The sequence below is a fragment of the Capillimicrobium parvum genome, assembly GCF_021172045.1.
Classification (GTDB): Bacteria; Actinomycetota; Thermoleophilia; order Solirubrobacterales; family Solirubrobacteraceae; genus Capillimicrobium; species Capillimicrobium parvum.
Genome location: NZ_CP087164.1, coordinates 5,722,270 through 5,734,237, shown reverse-complemented (window position 1 = coordinate 5,734,237; position 11,968 = coordinate 5,722,270). Strand labels below are relative to the sequence as shown.

Below are 11,968 nucleotides of genomic sequence, written 5' to 3'. Positions count from 1 at the left end.
CTTGGTGGTGGGCTGGTGGGACGAGGGCCATGTCAGAGGTCCCAGACCGTGTCGGTGACCACGGCGACGAGCTGGGCGGGCGAATCCGTGTCGTTGCGGAAGGCATGCGGGGTGCGGCCGGACCACACGCCGCTGTCGCCCGCGTTCATCACGTAGTCGACGCCGTCGAAGTCCAGGACCACGCTGCCGACGGGCACGTAGACGATGTCGATGCCGTCGTGCGCGAGCGCGTCGCGAAACGCGGTGCGCGGCTCGAAGGTCACCGTGATGAGCTCGAAGTCGACGCCGGGAAGGCGCAGGCGGCGGTAGTCGACGCCCTCCCCGCGGTCGACGGGCGTGCGATCGTCGCTGCTGAGGAACCGCGGCCGGGACGTGTTCGACGAGTAGGTCAGCAGCGACGCGACGTCGAGCCCGAAGACCGCGGCGATGCGCGCGAGCCGGCCCAGGGCGATGTCGGACTTGCCGCGCTCGACGGCGCTGATGAACGACGGCGACAGGTCGGACCGCGTCGCGAGCTCGTCGAGGCTCATCCCGCGCTTGCGCCGCAGCAGGCCGACGATGGCGCCGACGTCGACGACCGCGCCGTTGGGCGCGACGGCCTCCGGCTCCTGCACTGCCTCATCCTCCGTCGCCATGGCGGTGTGCCGACCTCCCGCGAGCTCGGAGTTGACAGTGGCCCTCGCGGGCCCTACCTTGCGAAATATAGGGGAGAGCCACACAATTCTGCAAGCAGGATGATGGCGGAGGTGCCGGCATGAAGCGCATCGGGGTCGACGTCGGGGGCACGTTCACCGATCTGATCCTCGTCGACGAGGAGGCGGGGCGGATCACCGTCGACAAGATCGCGTCGACGCCCGATGACCCGTCGCGCGCGGTGGTCGAGGGCGTGAACCGGCTGTGCGAGCGGGCCGGCGTCCCGCTGCCGGAGATCGACGGCTTCCTGCACGGCACCACGGTGGCGACGAACATCGTCCTCACCAACACGGGCGCGGAGACCGGGATGATCACGACGGAGGGCTTCCGCGACATCATCCACATCGCCCGCCACAAGCGGCCGTACAACTTCTCGCTCCAGCAGGAGCTGCCGTGGCAGTCCCGGCCTCTGGTGAAGCGCCGTCATCGCCTCACGGTCGCCGAGCGGGTCACGGCGCCGCGCGGCGAGGTCATCACGCCGCTCGACGAGGACGAGGCGCGGCGCCAGGTGCGCGCCCTGCGCGACGCGGGCGTCGAGTCGATCGCCGTCTGCCTGCTGCACTCCTACCTCAACCCGGACCACGAGCGCCGGATCAAGGAGATCGTGCTCGAGGAGCACCCGGAGGCGTACCTCTCGGTCTCGCACGAGGTCCTCCCGCTCTACCGGGAGTTCGAGCGCTTCTCGACCGTGAGCCTCAACGCCTACGTCGGGCCCAGGGTCGGGCGCTACGTGTCCCGCCTGGACGACGTGCTGGAGGACGCCGGCTTCGCCCACGGCGTCCGGCTGATGCAGTCCTCCGGCGGCCTGACGACCGTCGACCGCGCCGCCCAGCGGCCCGTCACGCTGCTCATGTCCGGGGTCGTCGCCGGGCTCCTCGGCGGCATCTGGGTGGGGCGCATGGCCGGCCATGCGAACGTGGTGACGCTCGACATGGGCGGGACGTCGGCCGACATCGGCGTGGCGGCCGGCGGCGAGCTGCGCATGCGCCATCTGCTCGACACGAAGGTCGGCGACTACCAGGCGATGGTGCCGATGGTCGACATCGACACGATCGGCGCCGGCGGCGGGTCGATCGCGTACGTCGACGACGGCGGGGTGTTCCGCGTCGGGCCGCAGTCGGCGGGTGCCGATCCCGGTCCCGCCTGCTACGGGCGGGGCGGAACCGCTCCGACGTCGACGGACGCGCAGCTGCTGCTCGGCCGGCTGCGGCCCGAGCGCGGACTGCTGGGCGGCGACATGCACCTCGACGCCGGCCGGGCGCGCGAGGCGTTCGAACCGCTCGCGCGCGAGCTCGGCATGTCGGTGGAGGAGGCGGCGCTCGGCGCCCTGCAGATCCAGCGCTTCGGCATGACGCAGGCCATCGAGCTGAACTCCGTGCGCCGCGGATACGACCCGCGCGACTTCGCCCTGGTCGCCGCCGGCGGCGCGGGAGCGCTGTTCTCGTGCGAGATCGCGCGCGAGCTCGAGATCCCCACGGTCCTCGTCCCGCCGCACCCGGGCATCACCTCGGCGACCGGCCTGCTGACCACCGACCTCCAGCACGAGTTCGTCGCGACCGACCGACACGCGCTCGACGACCTCGACCATGCGCGGCTCCAGGCTCGCATCGACGAGATCTCCGGGCAGGCGGCGCAGCAGCTGATCGACGACGGCGTGCCGGAGGACCGGCGCCTCGTCCGGCTGTTCGTGGAGTGCCGCTACGCCGGCCAGGGCTACGAGGTCCGGTGCGACGCTCCGAGCGGCGCGGTCGACGCGGCCTGGGCCGACGGCATGCGCACGACGTTCCACGCGGCGCACGAGGCCGAGTACGGCCACCGGTTCGACGCGCCGATCGAGATCATCAACCTCCACGCGGTGGGGATCGGCCGGATCGACGAGCTCGCATGGCCGCAGATCGAGGTCGGCGACGGCGACCCCGCGCGGGCGCGGACGCTCGAGCGCGAGGTGGTGTTCGACGTGGAGGGCGCCCCGCAGCGCGTGCTGACGCCGTTCTTCGACCGCGACCTGCTGCGCGCCGGCGACGCGATCTCCGGCCCCGCCGTCATCGAGCAGTACGACTCCACGACGATCGTCCCACCCGGGTTCGCGGCGCGGATCGACGGCTGCGGCAACATCGTGATAGCCACGCCCGTCGCGGCGGAGGCGCAGGCCGGCTCCGCCGATGCCGCGTCGGCCCTGTCGACGCCGATCCTCATGCGCGTCATCGGCGGAGCGCTGTCGTCGATCGCCAAGGAGATGGCCGGCGTCCTGTTCCGGATGTCGTACTCGTCGATCATCCGCGAGTCGGAGGACCTCGGCGCCGGCCTGTTCGACGCGGACGGCAACGTGCTCGCCGAGTCGGACTCGACCCCGATGTTCATGGGCGCGATGCCGAAGATCGTCAAGAACGTCATCGGCCTCCTCGGCGACGACATCCACGAGGGCGACGTCATCGTCCACAACGACCCGTACGGGGGCGCCACGCACTCGCCGGACCTGGCGATCGTCGTCCCGATCTTCTTCGAGGGCCGGCTCGTCGGGTTCTCGGGGGCGTCCGCGCATCTGCTCGACATCGGCGGCGCCTTCCCGGGCATCGCGGTCGACCTGGTCGACCGCTGGTCGGAGGGCAGCATCTTCCAGGCGGTCAAGCTCTCGGAGAAGGGCGTCCGGCAGGAGAGCCTGTGGCGCCACATGCTGGCCAACATGCGCACGCCCACGCAGAACAAGGGCGACCTCGAGGCGATGATCGCGGCGTGCGAGCTCGCCAGGCGCCGCTTCCTCGAGCTGCTCGCCAAGCACGGGGCGGACACGGTCCTCGACGCGGCGGAGGCGTGGCTGGACTACTCGGAGCGGATGCTGCGCCAGGAGATCGCCAAGCTCCCCGACGGCGTCTACGAGACCGAGACCGGCTGGCTCGACGACGACGGCCGCAACCGCGGCGTGAAGCTCCCCGTCAAGGTCAAGGTGATCGTCGAGGGCGACACGCTGACGTTCGACCTCACCGGATCCTCGAAGGCGGTGCCGACCGGGTTCAACTGCCCGTTCGAGGGTACGACGCTGTCGGCGATGTCGTTCATCGCGCGGATGATCTTCCTCGACGAGGAGGCCTATCCCGTCTTCGTCCCGCAGAACGAGGGCATGCTGCGCCCGGTCGAGGTGGTCGCGCCGCACGGGTCGATCTTCAACCCGGACTTCCCGCATGCGTGCTTCGCGCGCTTCTGCCAGGTCCAGCGCGCGGTCGACCTCGTGCTGCGGGCGCTGGCGCCGGTCGCACCGGAGCGCGTCACGGCGGGCAACTCGGCGCACCTGCACTTCCTGTCGTACTCGGGGTTCGCGGAGGACACCGGCGAGTACTGGGTCTACCTGGAGGTCAACGAGGGCTCCTACGGCGGGCGCCACCACCGCGACGGCCTCGACTCGGTGGACTCGCTGATCGCGAACACGCGCAACAACCCCATCGAGGAGCTCGAGTGGCGCTTCCCGATGCGGACCGAGCGCTACGAGCTGCGCGACCACGAGGCGGCCGCCGGCGAGTGGCGCGGCGGCATCGGCGTCGTCCGCGTCAACCGCTTCCTGGTCGACACGGTGGTCAGCTGCGAGGGCGAGCGCCACGAGTCCGATCCGCCCTGGGGCATCCTCGGGGGCCACGACGGCAAGAACGCGTCGGTCGTCAAGAACCCCGGGACGGCGGGCGAGGAGGCGTGGCCGGCGAAGATCACCGGCTACGAGCTCGCCGCCGGCGACGCCATCGAGATCAGCACGCCGAGCTCCGGCGGCTTCGGCGATCCGCTGCTGCGCGATCCGTCGCGCGTCCTGGAGGACGTCCTCGACGGCCTGACGACGATCGAGCTCGCCGAGCGCGACTACGGCGTCGTCATCGACCCCGATGCGCTCGCCGTCGACGAGCAGGCAACCGCCGAGCGCCGGAGCGTGGCGGCCGCCGCCACGCCATCGTGACCACCGCAGACCCGAAGGAGACGAGCATGGCAACGACCGAGAGCAACCTCCAGGCGATGCTGGACGAGGTGTTCGCCGCCGACTCCCAGCTGTACCAGGGACGCGGGTTCCAGCGCCGCGTCGGGTTCGGGCAGCGGCCGGCGCTCGTCCACATCGACCTCGCGAACGCGTGGACCCGTCCCGGCCACGCCTTCAGCTGCGACGACATGGACGACCAGATCATCCCGGCCGTCCAGCGGCTCAACGAGGCGGCACGCCCCAAGGGGATCCCGATCGTCTACACGACGACGGCGTTCGAGGTCACGGAGGGGCCCAACTCCGACATGGGGATCTGGAACCGCAAGATCCCGCTCGAGGAGCTGAAGGTCGGCACGGAGGGCGTGCAGATCGACGACCGCATCGCGCCGCTGGAGGGAGAGCTCGTCATCACGAAGAAGCGGGCGAGCGCCTTCCACGGCACGAACCTGTCGTCCTACCTGACGGCGCATCGGGTCGACACGATCATCGTGACGGGCGTGACCATGGCGGGCTGCGTGCGCCACACGGCCGAGGACGGGATCGCCGAGGGCTTCGCGCCCATCGTCGTCCGCGAGGCGGTCGGCGACCGCGTTCCGGGGGTGGTCGAGTGGAACCTGTTCGACATCGACGCGAAGTTCGGCGACGTCGAGCCGCTCGACACGGTCGTCGGGTACCTCGAGAACCTCAAGGTCGACCGCGGGCCGCGATGAGACCCTGTCGGTTCTCGCACCGGACGGCGTCGACCCTCCGCGAGGTGGCTGCGCGACCGCGACCGCGACCGCCGGCCTGGGCGACCTGCGCGGCTGGTCGCGGACGGGCCGCATCGTGAGCGGCCCGCCGACGGCGCCCGGTGACCTGCGCTACCTGTGCCGGCAGGACGTCGCGTCGGTCCTGCCCGGGACGCTGGAGCAGCTCGATATCGTCGAGCAGACGTACCTCGCGATGGCCGAGGGCCGGGTCGAGCAGCCGCCGAAGCCGGGGATCCACCCGCGGCCGGACGCGTTCATCCACGCGATGCCGGTCTACCTGGCCGACGAGGACGTCGCGGCGATGAAGTGGGTCTCCGGGTACCCGGAGAACCGCAGCCGCGGGCTGCCCTACATCTCCGGCCTCGTGATCGTCAACGACCCGGCGACCGGCGTCCCCCTGGCGATCATGGACGCGGTGGAGATCACCGCGGCGCGGACCGCGGCGGCCAGCGGCGTCTGCATCCGCCGCTGGGCGCCGCCCGGCTGGCGCCGCGCCGCGATCCTGGGGTGCGGCGAGCAGGGGCGCTACCACGCGAAGCTGCTGCGGGCCCTGAACCCCGAGGTCCGCATCGCGGCCTGGGATCCCGACGCGAGCCGGGTCGCCGCGATGCCGGGTCCCGTGGAAGCGGCCGGCGATCCGCACGCGGCCGTCGACGGCGCCGACGTGGTCGTCACCTGCGCGCCCATCGTGGAGGAGGCGCAGGCCACCCTGACGTCCGCCGGGAGCGGCGCGCCGCGGCTGCTGCTGCCGATCGACTTCGACGCGAGCATCGGTGCGGCGCTCGTGCGGGCGGCCGACCTGCTGGTCGTCGACGACGTGACGCAGTTCGAGTACTACCGCGACCGGGGCCACTTCCGCGACTGGCCGGCGCCGGACCTGAGCACGGGCGAGGCCCTGCGCGACGGGCGCGGCGGCACGAGCGTCGTCTGCTGCAACCTCGGCGTCGGCGCGCTCGACGCCGCCTTCGCCAGCCACGCCCTCCGCGCGGCCGATCGCGAGGAGGCGTTCATCACCCTGCCGAGATGAGTTAATATTTAATTTGATTTTCGACGAGACGACGGAGGCCGAGTGACCGACTGGAACGACCAACTTCTGCGCTCCCTGCTGTTCGTCCCCGGCAGCGACGAGCGCAAGCTCAAGAAGGTGGGGACGTTCGGCGCCGACGCGATCGTCATCGACCTCGAGGACGCCGTCGCCGACGACCGCAAGGTCGAGGCCCGGGCCATCACCCGCGCCGCCGTCCCCACCTACGGCGCGGGCCAGGCCGTCGTCGTCCGCGTCAACTCGCTCCAGTTCGGCACGCTCGAGGAGGACATCGCCGCGGTCGTCGCCGAGGGGCTCGACGCGATCATGGTGCCGAAGATCGAGGACACCGAGTCGCTGCGCGTCGCCGACGCCGCGCTGGCGAAGGCGGAGGCGGCGGCCGGCCTCGACGCGGGCGCCGTCCGCGTCCTCGCGCTCATCGAGACGCCGCTCGGCCTCACCCGCTGCGAGGAGATCCTCGCCGCCGCGCCGGAGCGCGTGCACACCGCGGTGTTCGGCGCCGGCGACTTCACGACCGAGCTCGGCGTGGATCTCACCGCCGACGCCACGGAGATCCTCTACGCGCGGTCGCGCCTCGTCGTGGCCGCGCGCGCGGCCGGGCTCGCGGCGCCCGTCGACGGCCCCTGGCTGCGCCTGCAGGACATGGAGGGCCTCGAGGCCGACTGCGTGCGCTCGCGCGGGCTCGGCTTCCAGGGCCGCGTCACCGTCTACCCGCCGCAGGTCGATCCGGTCCAGCGCGGCTACTCGGCGCTCAGCGACGAGGACGCGGCCCGCAACCGCCGCATCGTCGAGGCCTTCGAGGAGGCCGAGGCCCAGGGCGTTGCGTCCCTGCGCGTCGACGGCCTGTTCGTCGACTACCCGATCTACCGCCTCGCGCGCGACCGCATCCGCCGCTACGACGCCTGGCTGGCGACCACGACGGAGGCAACCGCATGAACCCGACCGGCGAGCTGCCCCTCAAGGGCATCCGGGTGGTGGACTCGGCGTCGCTGTTCGCCGGGCCGGTCATCGCCACGATGCTCGGCGACTACGGCGCCGACGTCATCAAGGTCGAGCATCCCGAGGGCGACAACCTGCGCAAGCTCGGCTGGGAGAAGGACGGCGTCTCGCTGTGGTGGGCGGTCATCGGCCGCAACAAGCGCTCCGTGACGCTCAAGCTGTCGGACCCGGACGGCGCCGAGGCGATGAAGAAGCTCCTGGCGACCGCCGACATCTACGTCGAGAACTTCCGCACCGGCACGCTCGAGCGCTGGGGCCTCGGCTGGGACGTCCTGAAGGAGATCAACCCGAACCTCGTCATGGTGAGAACCACAGGGTTCGGGCAGACCGGCCCGTACGCGACCCGCCCCGGTTTCGGCACGCTCGCGGAGTCGATGTCCGGCTACGCCCACATCAACGGCTTCCCGGACGGCCCGCCCACGCTGCCGCCGTTCGCGCTGGGCGACGGCGTCGCCGCGATGACCGGCGCCTTCGCCGCGATGATGGCGCTCTGGTGGCGCGATCGCGGCGGCACCGGCCAGGTCATCGACCTGTCGATCTACGAGCCGCTGTTCTGGATCCTCGGGCCCCAGGCCTCGGTCTACGACCAGCTCGGGATCGTGCAGAACCGCACCGGCAACCGCGCGCCGTTCACCTCGCCGCGCAACGCCTACCTGTCGAAGGACGGCGTCTGGCTCGGCATGTCCGCCAGCGCGCAGTCCATCGCGGAGCGCGTGATGAAGCTCGTCGGCCGGGCCGACCTCGCCGAGCAGCCGTGGTTCTCGGACCACGCCGGCCGCCTCGAGCACCAGGACGAGCTCGACGAGCCCATCGCCGCCTGGATCGCCGAGCGCGACGCGGACGAGGTGCTCCTCGCGTTCGAGGAGGTCCACGCCGCGATCGCACCCGTGCTCTCGATCAAGGAGATCTTCGAGGACCCGCAGTTCCAGGCGCGCGAGACGATCACGACCGTCGAGCATCCGGTCCTCGGGCCGCTGAAGATGCAGAACGTCATCCCGCGGCTGACGATGACGCCCGGCGAGATCCGCTGGTGCGGACCCGACCTCGGCTCGAGCAACCGCGACGTGCTGGGCGGCGAGCTCGGATACTCCGATGCCGAGCTCGCGGACCTGGCCGCGCGCGGCGTCATCGCGCAGGCACCCTGACCCCGGAGAGAGGAGACAGATGCCCCGATTCAGCGAGCAGGACGGGCCGGGCCCGCGGCGCGACGTCGTCGGCTACGGCCGCCACGTGCCCAAGGTGACCTGGCCGGGCGGTGCGCGCGTCGCCGTGAACATCGCGCTCAACTGGGAGGAGGGCTCGGAGTACTCCAAGATCGCGGGCGACGGGCGCAACGAGGGCCTCGCCGAGATCCCGTACACGATGGACCCCGAGTACCGCGACCTCGCCGCCGAGTCCGTCTACGAGTACGGCGCGCGCGCGGGCGTGTGGCGCCTGCAGCGGCTCTTCGAGCAGTTCGGCATCCCGATCACGTTCTTCGGGGCGGCGGTCGCGTTCGAGCGCAACCCCGAGGTCGCCGCGTGGCTGAAGGAGGCCGGCCACGAGCCGTGCTGCCATGGCTGGCGCTGGGAGGAGGTCTGGACGCTGTCGCGCGAGGAGGAGCGCGAGCACATGCTCGAGGCGATCCGCTCGATCGAACGCACCTGCGGCGAGCGCCCGCGCGGCTGGTACTGCCGCTACGGCCCGTCCGTCAACACCCGCGAGCTGCTCGTCGAGGAGGGCGGCTTCGTCTACGACTCCGACGCCTACAACGACGACCTGCCGTACTACACAGAGGTCGCCGGCACGCGGCACCTGATCGTGCCCTACAGCTTCACCTACAACGACGGCCGCTACGTGCTGCCCCAGGGCTTCTCGGACCCGTCGTCGTTCTTCGACCAGTGCCGGCGCGGCTTCGACTACCTGTGGGAGGAGGGCGCCACCCACCCCCGGATGATGTCGATCGGCCTGCACTCGCGCTGGGCCGGGCAGGCCGGGCGCACGAGCGGCCTGCGCGACTTCATCGAATACGCGCTCGAGAAGGGCGACGTGTGGTTCACGCGGCGCCTGGACATCGCCAACTGGTGGAACGAGCACCACGAGGAGTTCGAGGCCGGCCGCGGATGAAGGCCGTTCGCTTTCACGAGTACGGCGACGCGTCGGTCCTGCGCCACGAGGACGTCGCCGACCCCGAGCCGGGGCCCGGCGAGGTCGTCGTGCGGGTGCGGGCCGTGGGCCTCAACCACGTCGACGTCGACATGCGCAACGGCACGTCGCGGCTGCCCCTGGCCCTGCCGCACACGCTGGGCTTCGAGTGCGGCGGCGACGTGGCCGCGGTCGGGCCCGGCGTCGAGGAGCTCGCGGTCGGCGACCGCGTGACCCCGCTCTACCAGGTGGCGTGCCGGCACTGCGAGCCCTGCCTCGCCGGCCGACAGCAGTTCTGCGAGCGGCTGGAGATGCTCGGCGTGCAGCGCGCGGGGGCCTACGCGGAGTACGTGCTGGCGCCCGCCGACGCGGTCGTGCGCATGCCGGACGCGATGACCTACGAGCAGGCGGCCTCGACGCAGACGACCTTCGCGACGGCGTGGCACTGCCTCGTGACCCGCGCCAAGCTGCGCCCCGGGGAGACCGTCCTGATCTCGGCCGCCGGCAGCGGCGTGGGCTCGTCGGGCATCCAGGTGGCCAAGCGCGCCGGGGCGCGCGTGATCACCTCGGCGGGCAGCGCGGAGAAGCTGCAGCGCGCCCGCGAGCTGGGGGCCGACGTCACGATCGACTACGTCGAGGAGGACCTCACCGCGCGGGTGCGGGAGGCGACCGGCGGCCGCGGCGTCGACGTCGTGCTCGAGCACGTCGGTGGCGACGTGTTCGAGCGCAGCCTGGCCGCCGTCGCCGACGGCGGGCGGGTGGTCGTGTGCGGCGGGCACGCGGGCGAGGTGGTGGCGCTGGACCTCATCGAGCTGTTCCGCCACGAGTGGTCGGTCATCGGCTGCGCCCGCGCGTCGGAGGCCGAGCTGCGCCACGTCATCGAGCTCGTCGGGCGGGGCGAGCTGACCCCGGTGGTGTCGGAGATCCTGCCGCTGGAGCAGGCGGCCGACGCCCACCGGTTGATGGAGGATCGCCGGCAGTTCGGCAAGGTTCTGCTGGCCCCATGAGCCGCCTGTGCGTCGAGCCGATTCAGATGAAGGGTCGTAAGTCCAACGTTTACTTGACACCTTTGATTTCTGGGGCATAGCCTTGCGCTCGTATACGACGGTATACCGACTTAGGCCGGACTCAAGGGCCGGCCGCGGATAGGAGGAGCTGGTGTTGCAGGAGAGGAACGCATTCCATCGGGGAAGGACCCTTGCGCTGCTCGCCGTCCTGGCCGCCGTGATGGTGGCCGTGGTCGTCGGGGCGTGTGGGAGCAACGACAACAGCGGCTCGACCGGCTCGACCGCCGCGTCCACGTCGGCGGCGACCACTGGAGGCGGCTCGACCACCACGGGCGGTGGCGATGCCCAGGCTGCCGCGAAGGCGAACATCGAGGCGAACTCGAAGATCCCCCAGTTCAAGCTCCAGGCCGAGCCGGTGGACATCAGCAAGGCCAAGGGCAAGACGCTGTTCAACATCCCGGTCGCCAGCACCATCCCCTACGTGGCCGCCGTCGACGCCCAGATGAAGAAGGTCGCCCAGGCCAACGGCGTCAAGTTCGTGCAGTTCGAGAACGAGGGCAACCCGACGCAGTGGGCCGCCGGCATCAACCAGGCGATCAACCAGAAGGTCGACCTCATCGTCCTGCAGGCGGGCAACGACCCGCAGCTGGTCATCCCGCAGCTGAAGCGGGCCAAGGCGGCCGGCATCCCGGTGCTGGTGTCGCACCTCTACCAGAACGGCGAGTCGCCGCCGGCGAACGTCGCCGACCTCATCGCCGGGTACGTCACCGTCCCGTTCCACGAGTCCGGGCAGCTGTCGGTCGACTACGCGATCTCCCAGGACGGGTGTGACGGCGTCAAGCAGACGCTGATCATCACGGCGGAGGAAGTGCCGCCGAGCAACGGCATCGTCAAGGCGATGCAGGACCGCCTGGCGGAGCGGTGCCCCGACGCCAAGGCCCAGGTCCTCAACGTCCCGGTCGTCGACTGGGGCACGAAGATCGCGCCGCAGGTGCAGTCCGCGGTCAGCTCGAACCCGAACATCAAGTGGGTTCTGCCGATCTACGACTCGATGTCCATTCCGGCCTCCGCCGCCATCCGCGCGGCGGGCAAGGGCACGGGTCAGGTCAGGATCGCGTCGTACAACGGCACGCCTGACGTGTTGAAGCTCATCCAGGACGGCGACATCATGGCCGCTGACATGGGCGAGAACATCGGCTGGCTGGGCTACGCCAACATGGATCAGGCCTTCCGGATCCTCGCCGGCGGCCCGATCATCAAGGATGGTCTCGAGGACACGCCTCTGCGGGTGTTCGACGACTCCAACGTCGACGAGACCGGCACGCCTCCGACACCCGACAAGGGCTACGGCGACGCCTACGTCACGGGCTACAACAAGCTCTGGGGGATCGGCTAG

General features: G+C 71.1%; 9 protein-coding genes. 8 read left to right on the top strand and 1 reads right to left on the bottom strand.

Features of this window, described 5'->3' with window-relative positions; all coding sequences use genetic code 11:
• Positions 1-32: 32 nt before the first annotated feature.
• The gene (locus tag DSM104329_RS27745; protein WP_259313116.1) at positions 33-614 is read right to left on the bottom strand and encodes a helix-turn-helix domain-containing protein; all 582 of its coding nucleotides are present in this window, start codon (positions 612-614) and stop codon (positions 33-35) included.
• A gap of 140 nt (positions 615-754) precedes the next feature.
• Here DSM104329_RS27745 and DSM104329_RS27740 point away from each other — a divergent pair, with 140 nt between their 5' ends.
• The 8 genes from DSM104329_RS27740 to DSM104329_RS27705 all read left to right on the top strand — a co-directional run bounded on the left by DSM104329_RS27740 (position 755) and on the right by DSM104329_RS27705 (position 11,968).
• Positions 755-4,630, top strand: coding sequence for a hydantoinase B/oxoprolinase family protein (locus tag DSM104329_RS27740; protein WP_259313115.1), 3,876 nt, complete (start codon positions 755-757; stop codon positions 4,628-4,630).
• A gap of 26 nt (positions 4,631-4,656) precedes the next feature.
• Entirely contained in the window at positions 4,657-5,358 is a 702-nt protein-coding gene (locus tag DSM104329_RS27735; protein WP_259313114.1) for an isochorismatase family protein, read from the top strand.
• 115 nt (positions 5,359-5,473) lie between these two features.
• Positions 5,474-6,424, top strand: a complete 951-nt coding sequence (locus DSM104329_RS27730) for an ornithine cyclodeaminase family protein (protein WP_259313113.1) — start codon at positions 5,474-5,476, stop codon at positions 6,422-6,424.
• Between the two features lie 42 nt (positions 6,425-6,466).
• Entirely contained in the window at positions 6,467-7,378 is a 912-nt protein-coding gene (locus DSM104329_RS27725) for an HpcH/HpaI aldolase/citrate lyase family protein (protein WP_259313112.1), read from the top strand.
• Entirely contained in the window at positions 7,375-8,586 is a 1,212-nt protein-coding gene (locus tag DSM104329_RS27720) for a CaiB/BaiF CoA transferase family protein (protein WP_259313111.1), read from the top strand. Before DSM104329_RS27725 ends, DSM104329_RS27720 begins: the two co-directional genes overlap by 4 nt.
• Before the next feature lie 19 nt (positions 8,587-8,605).
• Complete coding sequence (locus DSM104329_RS27715) at positions 8,606-9,547, top strand: polysaccharide deacetylase family protein (protein ID WP_259313110.1); 942 nt, start codon at positions 8,606-8,608, stop codon at positions 9,545-9,547.
• A complete protein-coding gene (locus DSM104329_RS27710; protein ID WP_259313109.1) occupies positions 9,544-10,572 on the top strand; it encodes a zinc-binding dehydrogenase in 1,029 nt (342 codons plus the stop codon). Before DSM104329_RS27715 ends, DSM104329_RS27710 begins: the two co-directional genes overlap by 4 nt.
• Positions 10,573-10,723: 151 nt before the next feature.
• A complete protein-coding gene (locus DSM104329_RS27705) occupies positions 10,724-11,968 on the top strand; it encodes a sugar ABC transporter substrate-binding protein (protein ID WP_259313108.1) in 1,245 nt (414 codons plus the stop codon).

Bases quoted from the DNA above. Each gene is read 5' to 3' on its own strand.
- DSM104329_RS27710 (WP_259313109.1), top strand. From the start codon at position 9,544: ATGAAGGCCGTTCGCTTTCACGAGTACGGCGACGCGTCGGTCCTGCGC.
- DSM104329_RS27735 (WP_259313114.1), top strand. From the start codon at position 4,657: ATGGCAACGACCGAGAGCAACCTCCAGGCGATGCTGGACGAGGTGTTC.
- DSM104329_RS27740 (WP_259313115.1), top strand. From the start codon at position 755: ATGAAGCGCATCGGGGTCGACGTCGGGGGCACGTTCACCGATCTGATC.
- DSM104329_RS27720 (WP_259313111.1), top strand. From the start codon at position 7,375: ATGAACCCGACCGGCGAGCTGCCCCTCAAGGGCATCCGGGTGGTGGAC.
- DSM104329_RS27715 (WP_259313110.1), top strand. From the start codon at position 8,606: ATGCCCCGATTCAGCGAGCAGGACGGGCCGGGCCCGCGGCGCGACGTC.